We start from the raw sequence: 25,395 nt of genomic DNA on the forward strand, positions 1-25,395 counted from the left end.
CGGCTGCTGCGGTCACTGAGACGGGTCCACCGCCGCGGAGCCCCGGGGTGCACGGCCGCCGTGGGAGACGGCCGCGCACCCCGGCCTCCTCACCGCCGGGGCGCCGGCGGGATCCGTCGACCGCCCGGGGAGGTCCGCGCCCCCCGGGCGGTCAGAACTTGACGTCGGTGCAGGAGTAGAACGCGTTCCCGGTGTCCGCGATCTCCCAGACCGCGACGACCACGTGGTGGCCGGTCCGGCCGCCCGGCAGGGTCGCGGTGTGGCTGATCGTGCCCGGCACCTGCGCGCCGTTGTACGGGACGTTCAGGAACGGCGTCAGCTCCAGGCTGGCCCGGGTGACCTTCTGCGTCGCGTCGTAGCCCGCCTTGGTCAGGTAGTACTTGAAGCCGGTCGTCGCGTGCCGGGCGGTGAACTTCCAGGTGAAGGTCCGCTGCTGCCCCGCCGACACGGCCGTGGTCGGCCAGCTGCCGCCGCGCGGGTCGTCCAGCTCGGCGAACCGGCTGTTGCCGCCGGCGCAGATGGCGCCGTCGGCCGGGCCTCTGGTCGGGAAGCCCTTCGTCCCCTCGACGCTCTGCGGCTCCCACTGGATCTCGCCGCAGTTCTTGACCGTGCCGGCCGCGCAGAGCGCGGCGCGGCTGGGCGGGGTGGTGATGTAGCCGTGCGACTGCGCGGGCAACGCGACCGCGACCGGTACCGCCAGCGCGGCGATCACGGCTCCGACGATATGACGTGTGCGCATGGTGCTCCTCCGTGGGGGTGGATGGAGAGTGCGCCGGGCGCAGACGCGCGCGCGTGGGGGCGGCGGCTGCCTACGGGTGAGCCCTTGGCATGCCTGCGCCGGGCCGGTGCTCACACGGTAGGAGCAGCCACCCGGGCCGTCAATGGTCTGAACCACTTTCGGAACACCCAACACCCGTCTGCGACAGGGGAGTTGGATGATCCTGCCGCCGACCACCGGACGGGCGCGACGACGAGGGCCCCGCTCCCCCGAAACCGGGGAGCGGGGCCCTGCGAAGCGTTCGGAGAACCGCGGTCCTACTTCTTGCCCTGGTTCTTGACCGCCTCGATGGCGGCGGCGGCGGCGTCCGCGTCGAGGTAGCGGCCGCCCTTGACGGTCGGCTTGAAGTCGGCGTCCAGCTCGTAGACCAGCGGGATGCCGGTCGGGATGTTGAGGCCGGCGATGGCCTCGTCGGAGATGCCGTCGAGGTGCTTGACCAGCGCGCGCAGGCTGTTGCCGTGGGCGGTGACCAGGACGGTCTTGCCGGCGGCGAGGTCCGGGACGATGGCGTCGTACCAGTACGGGAGCATCCGGTCGACGACGTCCTTCAGGCACTCGGTGCGCGGACGCAGCTCGCTCGGGATGTCGGCGTAGCGGGCGTCACCGGCCTGCGAGTACTCGGCGTCGTCGGCCAGCACCGGCGGCGGGGTGTCGTACGAACGGCGCCAGAGCTGGAACTGCTCCTCGCCGAACTCGGCCAGGGTCTGGGCCTTGTCCTTGCCCTGGAGGGCGCCGTAGTGCCGCTCGTTCAGGCGCCAGCTGCGGCTGACCGGGATCCAGTGGCGATCGGCCTTGTCCAGGGCGATCTGGGAGGTGCGGATCGCGCGGCGCAGCAGCGAGGTGTGCAGCACGTCCGGGAGGTAGCCCTCGGCGGAGAGGAGCTCGCCGCCGCGCGCGGCCTCCTTCTCGCCCTTCTCGTTGAGGTCGACGTCGACCCAACCGGTGAACAGGTTCTTCTGGTTCCACTGGCTCTCGCCGTGACGGAGCAGGATAAGTCGGTACGTCGTGTCAGCCATGGCCTCCAGCTTAGTGGAGCACCGGAAACCCCCTGGTGGGACCCTCGCCCGATGAGTAATGTGTGCTCCGCGCCAGTGACACTTACCTTCCTGCTGAGCGGTCCTGCCCGTCCTGCCCAGCGGACGTCCGCCTGCCCGGGAGCCCCCACATGCCCGACCTTCCCCTGTCCGCCCGCACCACGAGAGCCGTGACCGAAGCGCTGAGCGGGCTGCCCCGCCAGTTCTGGTGGCTCTGGACGTCCACGCTCATCAACAAGCTCGGCGCGTTCGTCGTCACCTTCCTGGCCCTCTACCTGACCACCGAACGGGGCTACTCGCCCTCCTACGCGGGACTCGTCGCCTCGCTCTTCGGCCTCGGCTCGGCCGTCGCGGCGATCGGCGCCGGGGTGCTCACCGACCGGATCGGGCGGCGGCCGACGCTGCTCGCCGCGCAGCTCGGGACGGCGCTGTTCACGGCGGTGCTCGGGTTCGCCGACGGCCAGGTGGCCATCGCGGTGGTCGCCTTCATGGTCGGCCTCTGCAACAACGCGACCCGGCCCGCCACCTCCGCGATCATCGCGGACATCGTGCCCGCCGAGGACCGCGTCCGCGCCTACGCGCTGAACTACTGGGCGATCAACATCGGCTTCGGCCTCTCGGCCGCCGCCGCCGGCCTGATCGCCACCCACGGCTACCTCACCCTCTTCGTGCTGGACGCGCTCTCCACCCTGGTCTGCGCGGTGGTCATCTTCATCCGGATACCCGAGACCAGGCCGGACGCCCCGGCCGCGCAGCCGGGTGCGCCCGCGATCGGCCTCGGCACGGTGTTCCGCGACGGCCGCTTCATGGCGGTCGTCGGGCTCAACCTGCTGCTCGCCCTGGTCGCCCAGCAGGGCTCCACCACACTCGCCGTGGACATGGGCCGGGCCGGCATCACCGCCACCCAGTACGGGCTGGTGATCGGCCTCAACGGGCTGCTCATCGTGGTGCTCCAGATCCCGCTCACCCGCTGGATGGAGGGCCGCGACCGGACCGCCCTGCTGATCGCCAGCGCGCTGTTCATCGGCTGGGGCTTCGGGCTGACCGCACTGGCCGGGGCCTCGGCGTGGTTCTACGCCTTCACCGTGGCGGTCTGGACGATCGGCGAGATCCTGAACGCCCCGACCATGATGGGCCTGGTCGCCGAACTCTCGCCGGCCGTGGCCCGCGGCCGCTACCAGGGCGTCTACTCGCTCTCCTGGTCGCTCGCCTCGTTCCTCGGCCCGGCGGTCGGCGGGGTGCTGCTGGAGCGGGCCGGCAGCGCGGCGCTGTGGGGTGCCTGCGCGGTCTGCGGGACGGTCGCGGCGGCCGGGTACGTGCTGCTCGGCCGACGGCCGGGGGCGGCACTGGCGACCGCGAAGACGGCCGGGCCGGTGGCGGGGGCGGCCCCGGCCACGGCGTCCGCGGTACCCGGGGCGGCCGGGGTGCCCTCGGGGTCCGGCGCGGCGACGCGCGGGCCGCTGCGGAAGGCGGACGCCGCGCCGGAGCGGGCCCCGACCGGCGGCTGAGCCTGCTGCCGGCGGCCGGGAGCGGTCCCGGGCGGCGGCCGGGCGGACCGCTACCCGGCGGCGGGACCGTCCGGGCTGGCGACCGGGCCGGCGAGGTGGGCGAAGGCCGCCAGGTTGCGGGTGGACTCCCCGCGCTTGGTGCGCCACTCCCACTCGCGGCGGATCGCGGTGGCGAAGCCCAGCTCCAGCAGCGTGTTGAACGGCTCGTCGGCGTTCTCCAGCACCGTGCCGAGCAGCCGGTCCACGGTGTCCGGGGTCAGCGCCTCCAGCGGCAGCCGGCCCGCCAGGTAGACGTCCCCGAGCGCGTCGACGGCGTAGGCGACGCCGAACAGCCGGGCGTTCCGCTCCAGCAGCCAGCGGTAGACCGCCTCGTGGTTCTCGTCGGGGCGCCGGACCACGAAGGCGTTCACCGAGAGGGTGTGGTCGCCGACCCGCAGGGCGCAGGTGGTGCTGAGCTTCCGGTTGCCCGGGAGGCTCGCCACCAGCGTGTACGGGTCGGTGGGGGCCGGCTCCCAGGCCACCCCGGCCTCGTCCAGGGCGGTGCGCAGGAGGGTCAGGGCCTCGTCCTTGGTGCGGATTGCCATGGGGGTGACGTTACTCGGCGGTACCGCCCCGGCGCAGCAGCGGACCGGACGGGCCTTCCCGCCGCGTCGCCTCCCGCACCGGCCCCGGAGGGCCCGCGCGGGAGGCGCGGGGGGAAGGCGCCGCAGGAGCGGACTCCCGCGTCGGCCGCCGTCGGAACAGCCGCAGCCGTCAGGCCAGCCGCAGCCGGGAGCCCGAGAGCCGTCCGGCCGGGCGGGCCAGGCTGCCCGCGTACACCTCGGCCGTGGTCGCGGCGGCGCTGTCCCAGCCGAACCCGGCCGCGTGCCGGGCCGCCGCCTCGCCCTGCCGGGCCACCAGGCCCGGCTCCGTGACGTACGGCTCCAGCGCGCGCGACCAGGCCAGCGGGTCGTGACCGTGGACCAGGGTGCCCGTCACGCCGTCCCGCACCGCGACCGGCAGGCCGCCCACCGCCGCCGCCACCACCGGCGTGCCGCAGGCCTGCGCCTCCAGCGCGACCAGCCCGAACGACTCGCTGTACGAGGGCATCACCAGCGCCGTCGCCGCCCGGTACCACTCGGCGAGCAGCGTCTGGCCCACCGGCGGGTGGAAGCGCACCACGTCGCAGATGCCCAGCTGGGCGGCGAGCTTGTGCAGGCTCTCCGGCTTGGCCAGGCCGGTGCCGGACGGGCCGCCGACCACCGGCACCACCAGCCGCTCCCGCAGCTCCGGCCGCCGCTCCAGCAGTGCGGCGACCGCGCGCAGCAGCACGTCGGGGGCCTTGAGCGGCTGGATCCGGCCGGCGAAGAGCAGCACGGCGGCGTCCGCCGGCAGGCCGAGCCGGGCCCGGGCCGCACCGCGGGCGGCCGCGGCGTCCCGCGCGTCCGAGGCCCGCGAGGCGCCCCGCAGCGCCGCGGAGCCCGGGCCGCCGGGGCGGAAGACGTCCAGGTTGACCCCCGGGTGGACCACGGCCAGCTGGTCCGGGCGGGCCGCGTAGAAGCGGGCCAGCTCGGCGGCCTCCTCGGTGGTGTTGGCGATCAGCCGGTCGGCCGCCTCCACCACCTGGGTCTCGCCGATCACGCGGGCGGCCGGCTCGGGGGTGTCGCCCTCGGCCAGCGCGGCGTTCTTCACCTTGGCCATGGTGTGCATGGTGTGCACCAGCGGCACGCCCCAGCGCTGCGCGGCCAGCCAGCCGACCTGGCCGGAGAGCCAGTAGTGCGAGTGCACCAGGTCGTAGTGGCCGGGGCGGTGCCCGGCCTCGGTACGGAGCACGCCGTGGGTGAAGGCGCAGAGCTGGGCCGGCAGGTCCTCCTTCACCAGGCCCTCGTACGGGCCGGCCGTGACGTGCCGGACCAGCACCCCGGGGGCCAGCTCGACGGTGGGCGCGTCGTCCGAGCAGATCGACCGGGTGAAGACCTCGACCTCGATGTCGAGCTCGGCGAGGCGCTTGGCCAGCTCCACGATGTACACGTTCATGCCGCCCGCGTCACCGGTGCCGGGCTGGTGCAGCGGCGACGTGTGGACGCTGAGCATGGCTATCCGGCGCGGGCGGCGCTGGCGGCCCTGGACGAGCGACTGGAGCCGGCCGCGCACGGGCGGGGCCGGCTGGGCACGGCGAACCGGACGGACGGGGTGTTGGATCACCTGGCTGAAGCCTCCTCTGTGCTGCCCGACTCTGCAGCCGCTTGCCTGCTGCGCACTGTCGGTGTGCGCGCTTCCGCCCACGCCGCACCGCCGCGACGACCACTGCGCCACGGCGGTGTGCCGCCCCGTCCGGGCGCGCATCACCACCAGTGTGCCAACCACGTGGTCACCGACCGGCATTCCCGTCTCGCTGCATGAGATGCCCGGTGGAACGGCGGCGCACCGGCGCGGACGGCGCCGCCGCCGTCCGGGCGGGCCCGCGCACCGGCCCCGCGCGGCGGGCGGGCGGGCCGCCCGGGCGGCCTGCCGCACCGGGGCCCGGGGCCCCGGTCCGTCCGAACGGGCCACGTACGCTGTGGGGCATGGCCGCATCCCCCGACTCCGTGACCGCGCCCGCCCGCGGGCGGGGCGGCCGCCCGGTCGGCACCGTGACGCGCGGCACCACCAACACCAACCGGCTGCGGCGGATGGACCGCTGGATCGCGCACTCCCTCGGGCCCGCGCTGCGCTCCGCCGACCACCCGCCGACCGCCGTGGACCTCGGCTATGGCGCGGCCCCCTGGACGGCCGTCGAGCTCTCCGGGCGGCTGCGCGCCGTACGGCCGGACGTCCGGGTGGTGGGGATCGAGATCGAACCGGCCCGGGTGGCCGCCGCCCTGCCGTACGCGTCGGCGCCGCTGCTGACCTTCCGGCGCGGCGGTTTCGAGGTGCCGCTGGACGGGGGCGCGCCCGCCCAGCTGATCCGGGCCGCCAACGTGCTGCGCCAGTACGACGAGTCGGCGGTGGCCGCGGTCTGGGAACGGCTGTGCGCCCGGCTGGCTCCGGACGGGCTGCTGGTCGAGGGCACCTGCGACGAGATCGGCCGCCGGCACGTCTGGGTGGCGCTCGGCCCGGAGGGGCCCAGGACGGTGACCTTCGCGGCCCGGCTGGGCGGCCTCGGCCAGCCGTCCGACCTGGCCGAGCGGCTGCCCAAGGCGCTGATCCACCACAACGTGCCGGGCCGCCCGGTGCACGCCTTCCTCCGCGACTTCGACCGCGCCTGGGCGGCGGCCGCGCCGTACGGGGCGTTCGGCGCCCGGCAGCGCTGGGTGGCCGCCTGCACCTCGCTGGCGGGCGACTGGCCGCTGGCGGACGCGCGCAGGCGGTGGCGGCAGGGCGAGGCCACCCTGCCCTGGTCGGCGCTGGCGCCGTAGCGGCGTCCGCTCCCGGGGCGCCCGGAGGCGCCCCGCCGGAGGCCGTCCCCGGGTGGGCCGTCGAGGACCGGCCGAGCCCGGGGGTCGGTGAGCGAGTCTGCGGATTCACTCGAACGAGTTATCGAATATCCCTGGCGTGTTGACGCCCCGCCACGCCACCATGGGGGCACCCGGTCAGGACCTCAGCCCTGCCCCGTCAGCCCCAGCCCGAGCTCCCGCCCCACGCCCGCGAACACCTCGTACATCCCGCTCACGAACAGCACGAACCGCACCTCCTCCAGTCCGCCGCCGAACCCCGGGTCCGCCGTCACCTCGGCGACGGTGCCCAGCGCGATCCTGGCCGCGTCCGCCGGCGGCCACCCGTACACCCCGGCCGACACGGCCGGGAAGGCCACCGTGCGCGCGCCCAGCTCCACCGCCACCCGGAGCGACTCGCGGTAGCAGGAGGCCAACAGCACCGCCCGCTCCTCGTACTCGTCCTCCAGATGGACCGGCCCCACGGTGTGCACCACCCAGCGGGCCGGCAGGTCACCCGCCGTGGTCGCCACCGCCTGCCCGGTGGGCAGCCCCCGGCCGTACCGCGAGGCCCGCAGCCCGCGGCACTCCGCCAGGATCCGCGGGCCGCCCTTGCGGTGGATCGCACCGTCCACGCCACCGCCGCCCAGCAGAGAGGAGTTGGCGGCGTTCACCACCGCGTCCACCTGCTGCGCCGTGATGTCACCCTCGACCAGGGTGATCCGAACCGCCATGCCGTCCCCTTCCTCCGGCCCGTCCGCACGCCTGCCGGCACGGGCCTCCGCCGATGTCCGGCTCCCATCCAACACACCGCCACCGGCGTGGCGATAGCCACAACGGCGCCGGTCGGCCAGAGAAATCCCCGGAGATCACGTTATGGTCGCGAGAAGTTCCCCGCCGCGGGGTGCCAAGCGGGCACTGCGGACGGACGCCGGCCGTTACGCATTCGGGGAAGAGGAGGATCAACCGATGCCCGCAACGGGAGACGGGCGGGCGCCTGGTGCCGCCGACCTGCCGGGTGCCACGGACAGCACCCACGCCAGGTGCACCCGCGACCGGTCCGCCCAGGCCCACGCCGAACAGTCGGCCGGCCCCCGCACGGCGACCGCACCGATACCTCACCCCCGGTCCGACGCCGGCGCCCCCGGCCCGAGGACCGGAGCCGTCATCGGCACCCCCGCCGGCGCGACCGCCGGCAGGAGCCCGGGGAGGCCCGCCGCCCCGGTCCGCTCGGCCTCCCCCGCCGTGCCGGTCACCGCCCCGCTCAAACTGCTGGTCATCGAGGACGACGCCTCCGACGCCGAGCTGCTCAAGGCGGCGGTCGCCGACAGCGGCGCCCCCATCGAGATCCACTGGGCCCGCGGCCTCGACCAGGCCGTCGACCTGCTCGCCCCCTCCCCGTCCGGCACCAGGCGCGGCCGGCCCCGCGGCAACGACTTCAGCTGCGTCCTCCTCGACCTCGACGCCCCCGCAGACCTGCCGCACCCCTCGGACCCGTCGGACGGCCTGGAGGGCCTGCACGAGCTGCTCCGCCGGGCACCGCACACCGCCGTCGTGGTGCTCACCGACGCCGCCGGTGCCGAACTCGGCGCGGCCGCCGTGGCCGCGGGCGCCCAGGACTTCCTGATCAAGAACGAGACCGACGGCCCGCTGCTGGCCCGGGCCCTGCGGTACGCGGTCGAGCGCAAGCGCGCCGACGAGTCGCAGCGCCGCCTGGTCGAGGCCGAACTGCGCGGCCAGGAGAACGCCCGCCTCCAGCGCCACCTGCTGCCCACCCCGCTGCTGGACGGCGCCGGCCTCTCCTTCACCCGGCGCTACCGCCCCGGCCGCCGCCGCGCACTGCTCGGCGGCGACTTCTACGACGCGGTGCGCACCGACGACGGCGCCGTCCACGTGGTGATCGGCGACGTCTGCGGCCACGGCCCCGACGAGGCCGCCCTCGGGGTGGCGCTCCGGATAGCGTGGCGCACCCTGGTCTTCGCCGGCCTCACCGGCGAGGCCCTGCTCAGCACCCTCCAGCACGTACTGGAGCACGAGCGGCGGAGCGACGAGATCTTCGCGACGCTCTGCATGCTGGTCATCGAACCGGGCGCCCCCGGGAGCCCCGGCAGCACCGAGGGGGCCCGGCTCTACCTCGCCGGCCACCCCGCGCCGATGCTGCTCGGCGCGGACCACGCACCGGTCACCCTGCCGTCCGAGCACGCCGGCCCCGCCCTCGGCCTGCTGCCCTGCCACGACGGCCAGGCCGTCTGGCCGTCGCACCGGTTCGAACTCCGCCCCGGCTGGCGGCTGATGCTGTACACGGACGGACTGATCGAGGGCCGGGTCGGAGCCGGGTCCCGCCGCCTCGGCCAGGACGGGCTGGCCGACCTGGTCGGTGACCACCAGTCCGCCGGGCTGACCAGGGGCCGGCTGGTCGACAGCGCGATCGCCGAGGTCGAGGAACTGAACGGCGGTGCGCTGACGGACGACGTCGCGGTGCTGCTGCTGGAGCGCAACCCCGTCCAGCTGATCCTGGGCTGACCACCGCCCGGGCGGGTCCCCTCCGGGCCGGACGGGGCCGCCCGGGCAAGGCTGACCGCAGGGGCCGCCGGGATGCCCGGGCCACCGGACTTCCGGGCTGCCGGGCTTCCGGACTTCCGGACTTCCGGACTTCCGGGCAGTGCGCGGGAAGCCGGCGGACAGCGCGGAGCCCCGGCCTCCGCGGGGCCTGCCCGCGGACACCGGGGCCCGGAAGTCGATCCGCCGCCGGTCCTACCAGGGCCCGTACGGCCCCATGTTGCGCTTGTCGCCCCGCCCGCCCCGGTCGGTCAGCGCCCGGATCGCCGGGCGGACGTCCACCACGTAGACGATCGCCGCGACCAGGCCCGCCAGGGTGAGGAAGCTGGTCAGGAAGTCCGCCCCGAAGAGCAGGTCCAGCCCGAAGGCGATGCCGAGGACCGCCAGCCAGAACCCCTTGGTCTTCTTGTCCGCCGCCCGGTAGGCGTCCTCCGGACGGGTGGCCGCGTCGACCAGCGCGTACAGCTTGTAGCCCAGGATGACAACGGCCAGCCACCAGAACGGATTCAGGTAGTCCAAGACCAGGATCTGGCCCACTCCGGCCATCACGGCCTCCTCTGCGTCTCGACTGCGGCCCCCTGCCTGCCATCCTGGCACGGTGGGCGGCCCGCCAGGGTGTCAACGTCCCGGCACCACCGGGGGTGCCCCGGCCGGGGACCCGCCGCCCGGAGCGGCCCAGGCCCGGCCCCCTTCCGTCCCCTACTCGGCGGACTTGCGGGTGCGGCCGCCCTTCCTGGGGGCGGGCGCATCCTCCTCGACCAGCTCGGCCTCGACCGGCTCGTCCTCGATCGACCCGGCACCCGCCGGCTCCGCCTCGACAGCCGGCCCGCCGTCGGCGCCGTCCCGGCTCCGGTCCACCACGACCTTGCCGCGCTCGGCCAGCTCGTCGTACGTCTCCTTGGCCTTCACCGCCAACTCGACCGCGCGGCCGACCTGCTGGAGCGCGAACGACTGCGCCTTCTCCTGCAGCACCTTGAGGTCGGTCGGCAGGGTGGTGACGGACCCGGTGACCTTCGCCTGCGCCTCGACCAGCCTGGCCTGCGCATCGGCCAGCCGGGCGGCGGCCTTCTCCTGGGTGCCCTTGCGGTCCGCCGCGAGCGCCTCCACCTTGCCCGGGACCTCGCGCAGCTTCTCGTAGGCGAAGTCCCCGGCGCCCGCGAGGGCGTAGAGCGGGGTCGGGTCGGTCAGGGTCTTCTTGATGTCGTCCGTGATCGGCATGGCCGGTCCTCCCGTGGTGTTTAGGGTGCCTTGCCCTCGTCCTCGTCGGTGCGCCCGCCCGCGCCGGTCTTCCCGTCGGTGGCGTTCTCCTTGAGAAAGGCGTCGTAGACCGCGAGCAGCGCCTGCTTCTGCTGCTCGTTGATCAGCGGATCGGCCAGGATCGAGGCCCGCAACTCCAGGCCCTCACCGTGCCGCTCCTCCAGGATCCCGGCCTGGACGTAGAGCGTCTCCGCCGAGATCCGCAGCGCCTTGGCGATCTGCTGCAGGATCTCCGCGCTCGGCTTGCGCAACCCTCGCTCGATCTGGCTGAGGTACGGATTGGACACGCCGGCGGCCTCCGCCAACTGCCGCAGCGAGTACTGCGCGTTCCGACGCTGCTCGCGGATGTACTCGCCCAGCGAGCCGACGTTCAGGGAGGCCATGCGACCACCCTGCCCCACCGTGCTTGCAAATGCAAGCACGGTGCTAGCACCAGCAAACGCGCCACCTCCGCCACCCGCCTCCTGCCACCCGCCACCTGCCACCCACCCGCCCACGTGAACCGGTCGGCGCCGTCGAACACCGCCGCACGCCGCCCGGCGGCTCGTGAGGGCGTCGGCCGATGGTCCGGCGCGGCGCCCGGCCGATCAGGCGGGCAGGCGGACGGGCATCAGGATCGAGTACGTCCCGGGCCGGCCGGGGGTGCGGATGGCCAGCGGCGCGACGGGGCCGCCGAGTTCGAGGACGAGCTGCCCGGGGCCGGTCGCCGGGAGCGCCTCCAGGAGGAAGTCCCGGTTGACCGCCACCCGGACGGCACCGGCGGCCGGACCGACCCCGGGCGCGTCGACGGTGAGCCTGCCGTCGGCGTCGACGGTGAGGACGGTGACCTCGCAGTCGGTGCCCTGCGGGCCGGACGGCAGGCTGCCGGTGGCGGCGGACCGGACGGCGTCGCGGAGTTCGGCGGCGGGCAGGCCCACCTGGTGGACGGGGTCGAGCCGGACCAGCGCCCGGTAGTCGGGGTAGTCGTGGTCGAGGGCGGCGCCCTCGATGCGGTGGCCGCCGGTCTCGATCCGGACGGCCCCGGCGCCGAGCGTCAACTCCGCGTGCTCGGACCCCGATCCGAGCAGCGCGCGGACGGCGTCGGCCAAGGCGGTGGGCACGATCGCGGCGGCGGAGGCGTCGGCGGCGGAGGCGTCGGCGGCGGAGGCGTCGGCGGCGGAGCGGTCCGAGCCGTCGGAACGGTCGGAGCCGTCGGCCTCCGGGTCGACGGTGACGGGCAGTTCGGCGAGCGCCATCCGGTAGCGGTCGGTGGCGACCAGCCGCAGCAGACCGCCGTCGAGGTCGAACAGCACGCCCGACAGGACCGGCAGCCCGGGGTCGCTGCCGACGGCGAAGCGGACCGCGTCCAGGGCATCGGCCAACTCGCGGGCGGGGACGGTGAAGCGGTGCTCGGCGGCGGTGGCCACGGGGCTCTCCCTCTGGTCGATCAGTCGGCGGATCAGGGAGAGCTCCCGGCGGGCGTCGGTGAGGCCGTCCTCCAGCCTGCGCCCGTGCGCGTCGACGACCCGCCGGGCGGCGCCGGTGCCCGGGGCGGCGCCGAGCACCGCCCGGATGTCGGCCAGCGGCAGACCCACCCTCCGGAGCCGGGCCAGCAGCCGGGCGTCGGCGAGCTGCCCGGGCGCGTACCAGCGGTAGCCGGTCTGCGGATCGACCCGGGCCGGGGCGAGCACGTCGGCGCCGTCGTAGAAGCGCAGGGCGCTCACGCTCAGGCCGCTGTCGCGGGCCAGCTCACCGATGCTGCGCAGGTCGCTCTCCATACCGGGGACTCTGGGGGCTCGACCAGGTCGAGGGTCAAGCGTTGAGGGTCGAGCGTCGAGCCGTGGGCGGCGGGCCGCACGGCCGGGCCGCACCGAACCGACCTCCGACGATACCGACGCGGCCCGGACGACCTCGAAGACGCCGCTCTACGAGGACAGGAACTGACCTACTCGGCCGGTACCTTCGGTACCACCGAAACGGGGACACCCCACCGACGAGAGGCCTGCCGATCATGCCCACCCTGGTGAACGCCGAGACCGGCGAGCGCGACGCCCTCCTCTCCTTCCTCGCCGCCCAGCGCGGCGGGCTGCGGCGGGCCGTCCTCGGCCTGACCGAGGAGCAGGCGGCCGCCCGGCCGAGCGCCAGCGCGCTCTCGCTGGCCGAGCTCGTCAAGCACGCGGCGGTCTGCGAGCGTGAGTGGATCGTCGGCATCCTGCTGGGGCGCGAGGAGGGTCGGCGCGACTACCGGGAGAACTCCTTCGCGCTGGCCGAGGGCGAGACCCTGGCGGGCTGGCTTGAGCGGTACGAGGAGGTGGCGGCGGAGACCGAGCGGATCATCGGGGAGCTGCCGGACCTTGAGGTCGACGCGCCGCTGCCGGAGGCCCCGTGGTTCCCGGCCGGCTCGCGGCGCACCGCGCGCTGGGTGCTGCTGCACCTGATCGAGGAGGCGGCCCGCCACGCCGGACACGCCGACATCATCCGCGAGTCGCTGGACGGCCGGACCGCATTCGACCTGGTCCGGGACGAGCTGGCGCAGGCCCGCTGACGGGCCGCCCCCGCCGCACCGCCGCACCCCGGCCGCCCCTCGGCGGCCACTCGACGGACCGCGCTGCACCTCGGCGGCCCCACCCGGACACTCCGGGCGGGGCCGCCGCACCATTGGTTGAACTTTGAACGAAACGGGTCTATGGTGGAGCCATCAAGTTGAAGCCTAAACAATTGGCTTCGAACCCGAGGAGGAGCCATGGGCCTGTTCAACCGCACCAAGACCACCACCGCCACCACCGCGACCGCCGTGGTCGAAGCCCCCGCCGGACCGGACCTCGGCCACCTCAGCGGCGACTGGACCATCGACACCACGCACAGCGAGATCGGCTTCTCGGTCCGCCACGCGATGGTCACCAACGTCAAGGGCCGCTTCACGGAGTACGACGGCAGGCTGCACCTGGACGGCACCACGCCGGTCAACTCCAGCGCCGAGCTGGTGATCAAGGTCGCGAGCATCGACACCAACCAGGCCCAGCGCGACGAGCACCTGCGCACCGGCGACTTCTTCGCCGCCGAGACCTACCCCGAGATGCGCTTCCGCAGCACCTCCGCCGAGCGGGTCCGCGGCGACTCCTACCGGATGACCGGCGAGCTGACGATCAAGGACACCACCCGCACGGTCGCCCTGGACCTCGACTACACCGGCAGCGCCACCGACGCGTACGGCGCCGAGCGGGTCGGCTTCGAGGGCTCGGCCGTCCTCGACCGCACCGACTGGGGCCTGACCTACAACGCCGCGCTGGAGACCGGCGGCGTGCTGATCGGTGAGAAGGTCAAGCTCAGCTTCGACATCTCCGCCGTGAAGGCGGCCTGACCCGGCCGACCGCGACCGCGGGCCCCGCGGCCCGCAGACCGCGGGCGCACCGACCGGCCCACCGAGGCCGGCCGCGCGCCCGCACCCACTTCGCCCCTGCCCACCCCCGAGCGGCAGGGGCGAAGTGGTACTCGGTCACAACAACCCCCGTTCGCACGGTGATTCCTGCCGGAGCGCCGGTTCGCACACGGATTTGACGGCCGCCGCCGAACCTCCCCCGGCACACTCCTCACGGCGCCAGCAGCGCGGCGTCCGCCGCCGGTAGCCAGCAGCCCTCCGGGCGGCGCAACCACGCCTCCCGCGCGCCGAGTTCGGCGGCCGCCGCACGCAGCACGGAGAGCCCGGGATGCCGCAGGTCCGGGCGGTGCACCAGGCTCACCAGACTGAGCGGCTCCGGCTCGGCCAGCGGCACGTTCACCGCACCGGGGATCAGCGGCCCGCCGACGGTGGTCAGCATCGGGTCGCCGTGCCGGGCGAGGTAGCGGGCCGTCTCGTCCACCCCGACCGGCGGGACGTACGGCGCCGCCGGGGTCAGCCCGTGCTCACGCAGCAGCCGGACCCCGAGATCGGCCCACTCGGTCGTGGCGGGGTTGCCGGCGCACACGTCGACCGGGTGGCCGACCAGGTCGGCCAGGCGCAGCACCGAACGGTCCGCCAGCGGGTGCGCCGCCGTCATCATCACCGATATCCGGTCCAACCGGACCGGCACCTGGGCGAGTTGGGCCCGCACCCCGGCCGGGAGACCGGCGAAACGACCGAACGAGACGTCCAGCCGGTGGGCGAGCAGCTCGGCCGAGGCCGCCGCGAGCCCCCCGTGGAAGCGGGCCAGGATCTCGCCCTCCGGCCAGGCGGAGCGGGCCCGTTCGAGCACCCGGTCACCCGTGAGGTCGGGGCCGGTGACATCGCTGTTGAGGTCGAGCAGCAGCGGGCGGTGGGCCGCGCCGATCAGGATCTCGTCGTGCAGGGCCAGCAACCGGCGGGCCCGGGGCAGCAGCCCGTGTCCGGCCGGGGTGAGTTCGACGCTGCGCGTGGTCCGGGTGAACAGCGCTTCGCCGAGCAGCCGCTCCAGCGCGCGCACGTCCCGGCTGAGCGCCTGCTGGGCCACGTGCAGGCGCTCGGCGGCGCGGCCGAAGTGCAGCGCCTCGGCGGTCGCGACGAAGCCTCGGAGCAGGCGGGGGTGCAGGTCACGGGACATGGCGGCAGGCTAGCAACGACGGCGGGCCGGTCCGATTGACAGCGTTCCGTTGTCAGTGCGGCGCAACAGGTGTTGGACCACGGCCGCACGGCGGACCGAGACTGAGGGCCTCCCCCTCCCCTTCCCCAGGAGTCCCGTGCCCGCCTCGTACCGACGGCTGTTCGCCCGGCCCGGCGCCACCGCCTTCACCCTCGCCGGCCTGCTCGGCCGGCTCTCGATGTCGATGACCGGCGTCTCGCTGGTGGTGCTGCTCGCCGAACGGCGCGGCTCCTACGCGCTGGCGGGCACCGTCGCGGCGGCCGGACTCGCCGCGGGGGCGGTCGGCATGCCGCTGATCGGGCGCCTGGTCGACCGGTACGGGCAGGCCCGGGTGTCCGTACCGGCGACCCTGTACAACGCGCTGCCGTTCACCGGCCTGCTGCTCTGCGTGCGCTCCGGGGCGCCCGACTGGACCCTGTACGCCTGCTGGGCGGCCTGTGCGGCCACGCCCAACCTGGGCGGCATGGCGCGGGCCCGCTGGGCGCACCTCCACCGGGACGACCCGGCGGCCCGGCACCTGGCCAACTCCTTCGAACAGTCGCTGGACGAGCTCTGCTTCATGGCCGGGCCGGTGCTGGGCATGGTGCTGTGCACCACGGTCGCCCCGGAGGCCGGGATGCTCGTCGCCGGGGTGCTCGGCAGCTGCGGCGCCCTGCTCTTCGCGGCCCAGCGCCGCACCGAGCCGCCGCTCGCGGAGCGGTCGGCGGGCGAGCGGTACGGCTCGCCGCTGCGGGTGCCCGGATTGCGGGTGCTGGTGCTGACCTTCCTCGCCACCGGGGTGATCTTCGGCTCGCTGGAGCTGACCACCGTCGCGTACGCCGACGCGCTCGGCCTGCGCCCGGCGGCCGGGGGGCTGCTGGCCCTGGTGGCGGGCGGCTCCTGCGCGGCCGGCCTGGTGTTCGGCATGCTCCGGCCGCGCCGCGCGCCGGGCGTCCGCTTCCTGTGGGGTGTCGCGGCGATGGCCGGGCTGCTGCTCCTGCCGCTGGCCGCCGGACTCGGCGGGGCCGGGCTCCCGCTGCTGGGAGCGGCGCTGTTCGTCGCCGGGACGGGGACCGCGCCGACCATGGTCACCGGTATGACGCTGGTCCAGGACCTGCTGCCGCCCAGGCAGTTGAACGAGGGCATGGCGGTGGCGGTGTCCGGGATCGTGATCGGGATATCGGCCGGGTCCTCGCTGGCCGGCCTGGTCGCCGAGCACGCCGGCCCGGGAGCCGGTTACCGGCTGCCGGCCGCGGCCGCGGCGCTCGCCCTGCTGATCGCCCTCGCCGGGCGGCGGCACCTGGAGGTGGGGGCGCCCGCGAAGGTGCTCACGGGCGTGCTGGCGGCGTCCGCGGGAGCGGGCGCGGCGCGGGCCGGGGAGAAGGCCTCGGACAAGGGGGCGGAAGCGTCGGCGCCGACTGTCGGTGCGCCGCGCTAGCGTCGGTCGCATGACAGCGGGAAACGCCATCCGGTACCTCCGTGGCGATGCCACGGCGCCCCAGGGCAAGGGCGTGAAGGTGATCGCGCACGTCTGCAACGACCTGGGCGGTTGGGGCAAGGGGTTCGTGCTGGCGCTCTCGCGCCGGTGGCCGGAGCCCGAGCAGGCCTTCCGCCGCTGGCACCGGGAGCGGGCGGGGAACGACTTCGGCCTGGGCTCGGTACAAGTGCTCCAGGTCGAACCGCACCTCTGGGTGGCCAACATGGTGGGGCAGCGCGGCATCCGGACGGGCCGCTCGACCGGGGTGCCGGTGCGCTACGAGGCGATCGACACCGCGCTGGCCGCGCTCGGCGGACAGGCCGCCGGGCTGGGCGCGTCCGTCCACATGCCGAGGATCGGGTGCGGGTTGGCCGGCGGCCGGTGGGAGCTGGTGGAGCCGCTGGTGACGGCCCGTCTGGTCGATCGGGGGATACCGGTCACGGTCTACGACCGCGACTGACCGGCGGCGGGGACCTCCTCGGGGGCCCGCTCCCCGCGCGGCCAGGTGTACTCGTACTCGGGAAGCAGGTGGCCGCCCGGGAAGACGCCTTCGCCGGCCGCCGTGCGCAGGCCGCCGGCGCGCTCGTAGAACGCCACCGCCCGGGTGTTGGCGCTCAGCACCTCCAGGTAGAGGTCCGCGCCGGGGTGGCGGGCGGCGATGTGGGCGAGCGCCGCGTCCAGGAGTCCGCGGCCTATGCCGCCGCCGGTGAGGCCGGGGCGGACGTGCAGGTTGTCGAGCAGCACCCGGCCGTCCGGCTGGGGGACGAGGTAGGCGAACCCGACGACAGCGCCCCCGTGTTCGGCGATCAGCAGCTCGGGCGCGGTCTCGGGCCCGCCGTAGTCGACGGTCAGCCGGAGCTCCCAGATCTCGTGCCGCTGGGCGGCCAGACCGTCACCGAGGGCCTCGGCCGGAACGATGCCCGCGTACGCGGTGCGCCAGCTCTCGGCGTGCAGCGCGGCCACGGCCCCGGCGTCCCGGGCGGTACCCCTCCGAATGGTGGTGATCATGTGACGAGCTTGCCACACCGCCCGCCTTGAACATGTTCAACCCTTACCGCTACAGTCGCACCCATGCTTTTGAACGCGTTCGAAAGATACCGGGACAGCGCGGCGGCACCGGATGCGGAGGGGGCATCCGGTGCGGCCCGCAGCGACACCGCCTGGGACTGACCGATCGGGCTAGGCTCGGGCCCGTGGACGACGTGGCAGCGACGAACGGTACGAACGGGACCAGCGGCACCAGCGGCACCAGCGGGACGGACGGCGCCGACGGCGCCGTGCCGAACTCCGCGGCACCGCCGGCCGAGGCACGCGGCAGCCGCGCCCAGCCCAAGACCGACAAGAGCGAACAGACCCGGGCCCTGATCCTGGAAACGGCCATGCGGCTGTTCCAGGAGCGCGGCTACGAGAAGACCACGATGCGCGCGATCGCCACCGAGGCGGGCGTGTCGGTCGGCAACGCCTACTACTACTTCTCGGCGAAGGAATTCCTGATCCAGGGGTTCTACGACCGCATGACGTACGACCACGCGGCGGACGCCAGGAACCGCATGGCCCACACCCGGGAGTTCTCGGAGCGGCTGGAGATCGCGCTGGTCTCGTGGCTCGACACGGCCGCCCCGTACCACGAGTTCGCCGCGCAGTTCTTCCGCACCGCCGCCGACCCGACCAGCTCGCTGAGCCCGTTCTCCAACGAGTCCCACCCGGCCCGGGCCACCGCCGTGGCGCTGTTCCGCGAGGTGCTGGAGGGCTCCGACCTGGCGCCCAAGCTGGACACCGAACTGGTGGAACTGCTGCCCGACGTCCTGTGGCTGCACCTGATGGTCGTGGTCCTCTACTGGGTGTTCGACCGCACGCCGGACACCGAGCGCACCCGCGAGTTCGTCCGGCGGTCGACACCCATGGCCGCGCGGGTCATCAACCTCTCCCGCTACCGGGTGTTCCGCCCGATCGTCCGCGACGCCAAGGGCCTGATCCAGGACTTCATCCTGCCCACCATCGGCAAGACCGCGGTCAAGTAGCCGCCGGCGGGGCTTCCGTCGACGGGGCCAAGGCCGGGGCCTGCGCCGCCGGGCCGGGCCCGCACGGACGGAACCGGCACAGACGGAACCGGCCGGACCGCACGAGGCGGACCGGCCGGTCGGGGAGGCCGGAGCGTCGGGCGGACCTCCGGCGGACCGGTCAGAAGCCGTCGATGTTCCACGACAGCAGCGGCGTGCGGAGCAGCAGGTCGGCGTCGGCCACCGCGCCCTCGCGCAGCTCGGTGACCAGGCCGGCCGCGGCCAGCCGGGGCACGGTCTCGCCGCTCAGGTAGATCGAGCCCAGCGCCGAGGCGTCCAGTGCCAGATCGGCCGCGTCCGTGGTCCGGGTGCAGCGGCCGGTGCCGTCCGCACCGGCCTCGATCGCCCAACGCCCGGCCGCGTAGCCCTCGCGGTCCTCGACCTCCAGCACCAGCCGCCCCGGTGCGCCGTACGTCCGGGCGTTGAAGGCCGCCTCGACGTCCAGCACCCGCAGCCACATGAAGTCGGCGTTGTCCGCGTACGGGGTGGCCGCGCGCGGGTCGTTCAGCAGGAGCGGCAGCGGGTCGTCCGGGCCGATGTTCTCCACCACGACCTTGCGCACCCAGTCGACCGAGAGGACGAACCGCCAGAGCTCGGCGGCGGCGCCCCGGTCGAGGGCGATGAAGTCGAGCACGGTGAGGGTGCAGTTGGGGTAGGAGCCGTCCCAGGTGTCGTCGACCTTGTAGACCGCCAGGCCGGTGGGGGTGCCCGAGGCGTCCCGGTGGACGGCCGCGAAGGGCTCCTTCCACTCGAAGCCCGGCACCTCGATCTCGCCGGTGGAGCGCCTCCACACCACCTCGTCGCGGGCGATCGCGCCGGGCTGGGTGAGCCGCCAGCGGTCGTGCAGCTCCGGGCCCAGCTTGCGCAGCTCCGCCATGGTGACCAGGTCGATCCGGCCGCCGGGCACGGTGGGCAGGTCGGTCCGCAGGCCGCCCGCGCGGAGCAGGTCGATGTTCCAGCCGTGGCCGCGGGTGGCCGGGCCGAACCCGAAGCGGCCGTAGATGTTGTACTCGGCGGCGATCAGGATGGCGACCTCCGCGCCGCGCTCCCGGGCGGCCGCGAGGTCACGGGACATCATGCCGCGGAGCAGCCCGCGACGGCGGTGGGTGGCGGTCACGGTGACGGCGGTCAGCGCGTTGGCCGTGACGACGGCGCCGCCCGGGACGGTCAGTTCGGTGTCGAAGCTGCGGAAGGTGGCGACGAACCTGCCCTCGTCCACGGCCGTGAGCAGTCGGTCCGGCTCCCACTGCAGGCGGCGGTAGTCGGCCGCGCTGGCGACGTGCGGGCGCAGGAAGCCGACGACGAGCGCCCGGTCCCACGCCCCGATCTCGTCCTCGGCGATCGCCCGGATCTCGATCCCGTCGGCGACGCCGGTCTGCTTCTGCTCAGTCGGCCGGCCGTTGCCCGGATCACGGGTCGTGCCGCGTGCTTCGTTGCCCATTCGACCACCGTACGACTGGATTTCGGCGATGGCATCCGATTTATTCCCCACCCCCGGCGGCCCCGCCGGGCGGCCGCTCGGTCACGGCGGGACGAACCGTCAGGGCGGCCGGGCGAAGCGGGGCGCGGCGGGCGAAGCAGGGCGCGGCCGCCCCCGCCGGGGGCGGTCAGGGGCGGGCGTAGAAGTCGGGGGTGCCCATGATCCAGAGGCTGGCCTGCTTGATCCGCGTGCCCGGGCGGGGGGCCTCGATCATCTGGTCGTTGCCGATGTAGAGGCCGACGTGGTGGATGTCGGCGGCCCGGCCGCTGGAGCTCCAGAAGACCAGGTCACCCGGGCGGAGCTGACGGTAGGTGATCGGCGTGGACTGCGCGTACTGGTCGGCGGCGAAGTGGTTGAGCGGCCTGCCGCCCTGCCGCCAGGCCATCATGGTCAGCCCCGAGCAGTCGTAGCCGGCCGGGCCCTCGCCGCCCCAGACGTAGGGCAGGCCGATCCTGGACCGGGCGAAGGCCACCGCGGCGGCCGCGCCCTCGGCGGACCAGACCCGGCCGGGCGGCGGTGGCGCGGGGGTCCCGGCGGCGGGCGCGGCGGGAGCCTTCGCCGCGGCCGCGGCCTCCGCGGCGGCCTTGTCTGCGGCCGTCCTGTCGGCGGCGGCCTTCTCCGCCGCGGCCTGCTCGGCGGCGGCCCGTTCCGCCGCCGCCCGTTCCGCCGCGGCCTGCTCGGCGGCCGCCCGCTCGGCGGCCTCGCGTTCCGCCGCGGCCTTCTCGGCGGCGGCGCGGGCGGCGGCCTCGGCCTCCCGGGCGGCGATGGCCTCCAGCGCCTCGCGCCGCTGCCGCTCCAGTTCGACGGTGGTGTGGCGGGCGGCGGCCAGGTCGGCGAGCAGCTGCTCCCGGCGGCGGCCGACCGCGACGACCTGGTCCTGCTGGGCCGTCAGCCGGGCCTCGGCGCGCTCCCGGGCCGCGCCGACCTCGGTCGCGGCCCGGGCGGCGGCCTCGGCGGCGGCGCGCGCGGCGGCGGAGGCCCGGCCCGCGGCGGCGGCGGTCGATACGGCGGTGTCCAGGATCTGCCGGGTCCGGTCGCTGGCGACGCCGACCACGGCGGCCTGGTCCCCGGCCTCGCGCGGTCCGCGCGCGCCGAGCAGGGCGTTGATGGCGGAGAGCTGGGCGCTGGTGCCCTGCCGGTACGTTTCGGCGGCCAGCTGCGCGGCGCTCTCGGCGGCCTCGGCCCGGGCGGCCTCGGCGGCCGCGGAGCGGTCGGCGGCGGCGGACTCCTCCGTGCGGGCCCGGGTGAGGGCGAGTTGGGCGCCGTTGTAGGCCTCCACGGCCTGCTCGGCGACGCGGCCGGCCTGGTCCAGTTCGGTCCTGGCCGCGGTGAGGCCGGCCTCGATGGCGGCGACCGAGCCGGCCCGGCGCTCGGCCTCGGCCCGGGACTCGTCGATGTCCTCGGCGGACGGATAGGGCCCCTCACCCGGGCCCGCACCGGCCGGAGCCGCCGGGCCCGGAGCCGCCGGGCCCGGTTCCGCGGGGGCGCCGGAGGCGGGCTGGCCGGGGGCGGGTTCGGCGGGGGCGGCCGGGAGCGGCTCCACGGGGGCGGCCGTGGCGGCGGGAAGCAGCCCGAGCAGGGCGGTGAGGGCAATCAGGAGGGTCGGCAGGATCCTGCGCGCCACGGGTCACCCCTTCGAACGGTCACGAGGGAGGGCCGGGCCGACCGGCCGCACCCGGCGCCGACGCCGCCGGTTCGGCGGGCGCACGGTGCCGGGCCCGCACCGGACCGGCGAGGGTCCGGCCGCCACTGCCCGGCGCTCGATCGACGACGACCCGACGACGGTCGACGACGGACAGGTGGCCCCGCTCACCGGCGGTCCGGCGAAACATCCCATTGCGTGACAAGACGGTCACTGCCCGCCATGTTCTCAAGTCGGACCGCTTTCACACCTCAAGCCCGCGCCCGCCGGCCGGGTGACTATCAGATGATCCGACTGTTGTTCGGTCCCGGCCCCGTAAGGGACTCCCCCCTCCCCCGCCGCAAGGTACACGAACTACCGGCGGATCCGCGGCGTGTGCGTCCGCAACCGGCGCTGGCGGTCCGGCCTGGGCTCCAGACCGGTCGGGCGGACCGCGTACGTCCGGCTGCGGCCGGCCCGGACGGTGCGGCGGCGCTGCCGCGCGCTGCCCTCCCGGCCCGGCTGGTCCTCCGGGGTGCCGTACCCGCCGGTGCCGCGGCCCCCCGCGCCCTGGTCCGCCGTGCCCGCCGCCGAGCGCCGGTCGGCCAGCCGCGCGGACCGGCGGGCCAGCGCCCGGGCGGTGTGCGCGTCGAGGTGGGCACTGGCCCGGGCGGCCATCCGCTCGGCCACCCGGTGGGCGGCGGGGTGGTTGGCCGGCACCTTGTCGGGGGCGCCCGCGATCAGGTCGAAAAGCCAGGTACGGGCGATGTCCGCACGCCGGTGGAGTCGGCGCTCGCGCCGGAGCGCACGTGCCCGCCGGCGCGGGCGCGTGGCGTAGCGCCAGCGCGCCCAGGGGCTGCTCGGCCGACCCAGCCGGATCGCGCCGATCCAGGAGAGGCCGGGCACCATGATGCCGAGCAGACCCGTCCACACCTTTCCCTTGAGCAGGGTGACGATCGAGGCCAGCGCGTTGATCGAGATCACGGTGACCAGCCCCCACCTGGTCTCCTCGCCGGGCACCACGCCGAGCGGCACGTACCCGATGAGCAGCAGTCCGGTGAAGAGGATCCCGAAGATCACCGCGTCCACCGACTTGCGGCCCTGCTCGCTCCAGTAGACGTCGTCGAGGTGCAGGATCAGCGCGAACTCGTCCAGCACCAGGCCGCAGCCGATGCCGAAGAGCAGGCCGAAGACGTCGATCCACGGGTGCCCGCCGTAGGTGGCGAACACCCCGATACCGCCGACCAGGAGGAAGCCCAGGCCGAAGACCATGTGGTGGATGTGGAGTCCGCCGGGGGTCACGTTGCCGGGCCACCAGCGCACCTGGGCCCTGATCATCCGCACGCTGAACCGGATGAAGACGAAGGAGGTGATGAACCCGACCAGCAGCAGGAGCAGCGGTTGCTTGTGCGCGGCGAGGATGTGCTCGCGGTAGCCGTCCAGCAGTGTGGTCATGCGTCTTACCTTCGTTCCTGGTACTGCGTCCTGTCTGACGCGACATGGCCCGGGGGCCAACGGTGTCCGAACCCGTGCTCCGCCCCGCCGTCCGGGCCCGCGCTCGGGAGCCGGGCGGCCCCGGCACCACCGCAACGAGCGTCAGAAGCCCCGGGTGCGCTTGGCCGCCCGCCGGGGGACGACCGGGGCGAGCGACGGGCGCTCGACGCCGACCGGCAGCTTCATGAAGAGACGCGCGATCTCGCCCCCCAGGTTCACCCCGATCGCCAGCGCCAGGGCGATCGCCGCGGCCCGGGTGACCTGGACCAGGCCCGCGCTCGCGTGGCTCTGGGTGAAGGAGAGCATGCCGAGGTAGAGCGCCGAACCCGGCATCAGCGGTCCGATCGCGGCGGTCACGTACGGCAGTGCGGAGCCGTTCCGGTAGCGGGCCATCAGCTGGCCGAAGAGGCCGACCAGTCCGGCCGCCACCCCGGTCGCGACGATCGGCGAGACGTCGGCGTTGTAGACCAGCACCCCGTAGCTCGCCCAGCCGACGCCGCTGTTCAGGGTGACCAGGGCGAGCGAGCGGCGGTCGGTCTGCAGCAGCATCGCGAAGGCCAGTGTCAGCACCAGCGCGGCGATCATCTGGACCGGCGGGTAGTTGACCCCGACCAGTGACTCGTCCGGCCGGAGCTTGGCGTCGAAGCCGACCCCGAGGTAGAGGATCAGCATCACGCCGATGACGATGCCCGCCACCAGGTAGATGACCTCCAGCAGCCGGGCCGCGGCGGTGATGTAGAACCCGGTCAGGCCGTCCTGGACGGCGGCGACCAGCGCCCGCCCGGGCAGCAGGGCGAACAGCCCGCCGGTGATCACCACGGAGCCCCGCAGGCCCAGGTCGTTGAAGGAGAGGATGATGCCCGAGGCGGCCGCGGGCATCGCGGCCAGGACGAACTGGTAGAACTCCGGCAGCCCGCGGCGGGCGATCAGCGAGGCCAGCCGGTCGCCGAGCACGGCGGCGACGAAGGCGCTGACGAAGACCAGCCAGGCCTTGTCGTCGATCCGCCCGCCGACCAGGAAGGTCGCCGCACCGGCCAGCAGTCCGGTGTTCAGCGCGAGCACCCAGGCCGGGTACGGGTGCCGGTTGCGGCGGATCAGCGCGAGCCGGCGGTACGCGTCGTTGACGCTCACCTTCTCCGCGGTGATGTCGGCGACCAGCTCGTACACCGCGTTGAGCCGGGTGTAGTCGGAGGTGCGGCGGCGGACCACGCGGTCGGCGGTGATCGGCGGCTCGACCAGTGAGGGCTGGTGCGAGATGCCGATCAGGGTGAAGGTGACCTGCGGCTCGCAGCGGTCCAGCCGGTAGGCGTGCGCGATGCCGAGCATGGCCGCCTCGACGTCCTCGGCGGCCTCGCCGCTGGCGAGCAGCAGCTCGCCGATGCGGAGCGTCAGGTCGAGGATGCGCGGGACGTTGCGGCCCGCGGACGGGTGCAGCTCACGCGCCGTCCGCTCGAAGGACGGGCGCTCGGACATCGGGATGCGCAGCAGGGTGCGCATCCGGTCCGGCCAGGGCGCCTCGCCGGGGGCTCCGGGCATGAGGGTGGGGACGGCGACGCCGGTGGGCGGGGTGTAGCCCGCGGCGCGCCACTCCTCGGGGGTGAGGGTGTCCTCGGCGGCCGGCCGGCGGGGCAGCGGCGGCACCGGCGGCTCGGGAGCGGGCTCCGGCTCCGATTCGGGTTCGGGTTCGGGTTCGGGCGCCAGCAGGCCCTTGGTCTCGGGGGCCGGAAGGACGAGCGGGACCGTCACGGTGGTCTCGGCGACGGGGGCGGGGTGCCCGAGCAGGCCTTCCGTGGGCGGTGCCTCGGAGGGGTGGACCGGGCCGGCCCCGGGTGCCGGGCGGGCCTGCCGCTGGGGCCTGCTCCCGCGGCCGCCCCTGGCTCTCTTGCCGCCGCCCGACCGGCCCCGCTTAGGCACTTCCGCTCCTTGCCGCCCCTGGCGGGCGCCGGGCCGTCCCGGGCCGCCGTTCGATCTCGGGATACACCTTGCCTGATCGAACTGCCCGACGCACATGTACGCGGCGGCGGGCGCGACCCCGCGCGGGTGCCTCCCCGGCGGGATCGCGGTGCGGCGGCACGGTGCGGCGTGCCCGCCGGGCGTGGCGGTGCGCGGTGGAGCGGTGTGACGGTGCGGCACGCGGTGGAGCGGTGTGACGGAGCGGCACGCGGTGGAGCGGTGTGACGGA

23 protein-coding genes are annotated in these 25,395 nt (G+C 74.9%); 8 read left to right on the plus strand and 15 right to left on the minus strand.

From position 1 onward, the window contains the following. Nucleotides 1-151: 151 nt before the first annotated feature. Both OG550_RS16640 and OG550_RS16645 read right to left on the minus strand, forming a co-directional pair. Nucleotides 152-739 (minus strand): lytic polysaccharide monooxygenase auxiliary activity family 9 protein, encoded by a 588-nt coding sequence (locus OG550_RS16640; RefSeq protein ID WP_327678302.1) that lies wholly within the window; start codon nucleotides 737-739, stop codon nucleotides 152-154. A gap of 296 nt (nucleotides 740-1,035) precedes the next feature. Further along, nucleotides 1,036-1,794 (minus strand): phosphoglyceromutase, encoded by a 759-nt coding sequence (locus OG550_RS16645; RefSeq protein WP_327678304.1) that lies wholly within the window; start codon nucleotides 1,792-1,794, stop codon nucleotides 1,036-1,038. 149 nt (nucleotides 1,795-1,943) lie between these two features. On the opposite strand from OG550_RS16645, the gene OG550_RS16650 reads away from it, so the two are divergent. After that, nucleotides 1,944-3,320 carry an MDR family MFS transporter gene (locus OG550_RS16650; protein WP_327678305.1) on the plus strand — a complete coding sequence of 459 codons (1,377 nt, stop codon included), beginning with the start codon at nucleotides 1,944-1,946 and terminating at the stop codon, nucleotides 3,318-3,320. Nucleotides 3,321-3,370: 50 nt separating this feature from the next. Here the strand turns inward: OG550_RS16650 and OG550_RS16655 are convergent, their stop codons facing one another. Together OG550_RS16655 and mshA are read right to left on the minus strand one after the other, a co-directional pair. After that, the gene (locus tag OG550_RS16655) at nucleotides 3,371-3,904 is read right to left on the minus strand and encodes a YbjN domain-containing protein (RefSeq protein WP_327678307.1); all 534 of its coding nucleotides are present in this window, start codon (nucleotides 3,902-3,904) and stop codon (nucleotides 3,371-3,373) included. A gap of 169 nt (nucleotides 3,905-4,073) precedes the next feature. After that, nucleotides 4,074-5,504 carry a D-inositol-3-phosphate glycosyltransferase gene (mshA, locus tag OG550_RS16660; RefSeq protein ID WP_442906007.1) on the minus strand — a complete coding sequence of 477 codons (1,431 nt, stop codon included), beginning with the start codon at nucleotides 5,502-5,504 and terminating at the stop codon, nucleotides 4,074-4,076. A gap of 362 nt (nucleotides 5,505-5,866) precedes the next feature. On the opposite strand from mshA, the gene OG550_RS16665 reads away from it, so the two are divergent. Continuing rightward, complete coding sequence (locus OG550_RS16665) at nucleotides 5,867-6,697, plus strand: class I SAM-dependent methyltransferase (RefSeq protein WP_327678309.1); 831 nt, start codon at nucleotides 5,867-5,869, stop codon at nucleotides 6,695-6,697. A 182-nt stretch (nucleotides 6,698-6,879) separates the two neighbouring features. Here OG550_RS16665 and OG550_RS16670 read toward each other — a convergent pair whose 3' ends face one another. Beyond that, complete coding sequence (locus tag OG550_RS16670; RefSeq protein WP_327678311.1) at nucleotides 6,880-7,446, minus strand: O-acetyl-ADP-ribose deacetylase; 567 nt, start codon at nucleotides 7,444-7,446, stop codon at nucleotides 6,880-6,882. A 235-nt stretch (nucleotides 7,447-7,681) separates the two neighbouring features. Here OG550_RS16670 and OG550_RS16675 point away from each other — a divergent pair, with 235 nt between their 5' ends. Next, a complete protein-coding gene (locus tag OG550_RS16675) occupies nucleotides 7,682-9,235 on the plus strand; it encodes a PP2C family protein-serine/threonine phosphatase (RefSeq protein WP_327678313.1) in 1,554 nt (517 codons plus the stop codon). A gap of 231 nt (nucleotides 9,236-9,466) precedes the next feature. On the opposite strand, the gene OG550_RS16680 is transcribed toward OG550_RS16675, so the two are convergent. The 4 genes from OG550_RS16680 to OG550_RS16695 all read right to left on the minus strand — a co-directional run bounded on the left by OG550_RS16680 (nucleotide 9,467) and on the right by OG550_RS16695 (nucleotide 12,285). Continuing rightward, nucleotides 9,467-9,817, minus strand: a complete 351-nt coding sequence (locus tag OG550_RS16680) for a DUF2516 family protein (protein WP_327678314.1) — start codon at nucleotides 9,815-9,817, stop codon at nucleotides 9,467-9,469. Nucleotides 9,818-9,970: 153 nt separating this feature from the next. Then, nucleotides 9,971-10,489, minus strand: coding sequence for a hypothetical protein (locus tag OG550_RS16685; protein ID WP_327678315.1), 519 nt, complete (start codon nucleotides 10,487-10,489; stop codon nucleotides 9,971-9,973). Nucleotides 10,490-10,509: 20 nt separating this feature from the next. Next, nucleotides 10,510-10,911: a helix-turn-helix domain-containing protein gene (locus tag OG550_RS16690; RefSeq protein ID WP_327678317.1), complete on the minus strand. Its 402-nt coding sequence runs from the start codon at nucleotides 10,909-10,911 to the stop codon at nucleotides 10,510-10,512. 204 nt (nucleotides 10,912-11,115) lie between these two features. Continuing rightward, nucleotides 11,116-12,285 carry a DNA polymerase III subunit beta family protein gene (locus tag OG550_RS16695; protein WP_327678319.1) on the minus strand — a complete coding sequence of 390 codons (1,170 nt, stop codon included), beginning with the start codon at nucleotides 12,283-12,285 and terminating at the stop codon, nucleotides 11,116-11,118. Nucleotides 12,286-12,518: 233 nt separating this feature from the next. Here OG550_RS16695 and OG550_RS16700 point away from each other — a divergent pair, with 233 nt between their 5' ends. Together OG550_RS16700 and OG550_RS16705 are read left to right on the plus strand one after the other, a co-directional pair. Further along, on the plus strand, nucleotides 12,519-13,052 hold the full coding sequence (locus OG550_RS16700; RefSeq protein ID WP_327678321.1) for a DinB family protein: 534 nt from the start codon (nucleotides 12,519-12,521) through the stop codon (nucleotides 13,050-13,052). 198 nt (nucleotides 13,053-13,250) lie between these two features. Beyond that, the gene (locus tag OG550_RS16705) at nucleotides 13,251-13,868 is read left to right on the plus strand and encodes a YceI family protein (RefSeq protein ID WP_327678323.1); all 618 of its coding nucleotides are present in this window, start codon (nucleotides 13,251-13,253) and stop codon (nucleotides 13,866-13,868) included. A 229-nt stretch (nucleotides 13,869-14,097) separates the two neighbouring features. On the opposite strand, the gene OG550_RS16710 is transcribed toward OG550_RS16705, so the two are convergent. Further along, complete coding sequence (locus tag OG550_RS16710; RefSeq protein ID WP_327678325.1) at nucleotides 14,098-15,063, minus strand: LysR family transcriptional regulator; 966 nt, start codon at nucleotides 15,061-15,063, stop codon at nucleotides 14,098-14,100. A gap of 136 nt (nucleotides 15,064-15,199) precedes the next feature. Between OG550_RS16710 and OG550_RS16715 the strand changes: the two genes are divergently transcribed. Both OG550_RS16715 and OG550_RS16720 read left to right on the plus strand, forming a co-directional pair. Continuing rightward, nucleotides 15,200-16,519: an MFS transporter gene (locus OG550_RS16715; protein WP_327678327.1), complete on the plus strand. Its 1,320-nt coding sequence runs from the start codon at nucleotides 15,200-15,202 to the stop codon at nucleotides 16,517-16,519. Between the two features lie 10 nt (nucleotides 16,520-16,529). Further along, nucleotides 16,530-17,018 (plus strand): Appr-1-p processing protein, encoded by a 489-nt coding sequence (locus tag OG550_RS16720; protein WP_327678329.1) that lies wholly within the window; start codon nucleotides 16,530-16,532, stop codon nucleotides 17,016-17,018. Here the strand turns inward: OG550_RS16720 and OG550_RS16725 are convergent. Further along, nucleotides 17,003-17,566: a GNAT family N-acetyltransferase gene (locus tag OG550_RS16725; protein WP_327678331.1), complete on the minus strand. Its 564-nt coding sequence runs from the start codon at nucleotides 17,564-17,566 to the stop codon at nucleotides 17,003-17,005. The two genes, OG550_RS16720 and OG550_RS16725, sit on opposite strands and share 16 nt — an antisense overlap. A gap of 185 nt (nucleotides 17,567-17,751) precedes the next feature. Here OG550_RS16725 and OG550_RS16730 point away from each other — a divergent pair, with 185 nt between their 5' ends. Further along, nucleotides 17,752-18,579, plus strand: a complete 828-nt coding sequence (locus tag OG550_RS16730; RefSeq protein WP_327678333.1) for a TetR/AcrR family transcriptional regulator — start codon at nucleotides 17,752-17,754, stop codon at nucleotides 18,577-18,579. Nucleotides 18,580-18,739: 160 nt separating this feature from the next. Here the strand turns inward: OG550_RS16730 and OG550_RS16735 are convergent, their stop codons facing one another. From OG550_RS16735 to OG550_RS16750, 4 genes are all read right to left on the minus strand, one after another. Beyond that, nucleotides 18,740-20,059: a GNAT family N-acetyltransferase gene (locus tag OG550_RS16735; RefSeq protein WP_327678335.1), complete on the minus strand. Its 1,320-nt coding sequence runs from the start codon at nucleotides 20,057-20,059 to the stop codon at nucleotides 18,740-18,742. Between the two features lie 166 nt (nucleotides 20,060-20,225). Then, the gene (locus OG550_RS16740; protein ID WP_327678337.1) at nucleotides 20,226-21,722 is read right to left on the minus strand and encodes a C40 family peptidase; all 1,497 of its coding nucleotides are present in this window, start codon (nucleotides 21,720-21,722) and stop codon (nucleotides 20,226-20,228) included. A 372-nt stretch (nucleotides 21,723-22,094) separates the two neighbouring features. After that, nucleotides 22,095-23,174: a hypothetical protein gene (locus tag OG550_RS16745; protein ID WP_327678339.1), complete on the minus strand. Its 1,080-nt coding sequence runs from the start codon at nucleotides 23,172-23,174 to the stop codon at nucleotides 22,095-22,097. Between the two features lie 141 nt (nucleotides 23,175-23,315). Beyond that, the gene (locus tag OG550_RS16750) at nucleotides 23,316-25,223 is read right to left on the minus strand and encodes a threonine/serine ThrE exporter family protein (RefSeq protein WP_442906008.1); all 1,908 of its coding nucleotides are present in this window, start codon (nucleotides 25,221-25,223) and stop codon (nucleotides 23,316-23,318) included. Between the last annotated feature and the right edge of the window lie 172 nt (nucleotides 25,224-25,395).

The sequence above is a fragment of the Kitasatospora sp. NBC_00458 genome (assembly GCF_036013975.1).
Taxonomy (GTDB): Bacteria; Actinomycetota; Actinomycetes; order Streptomycetales; family Streptomycetaceae; genus Kitasatospora.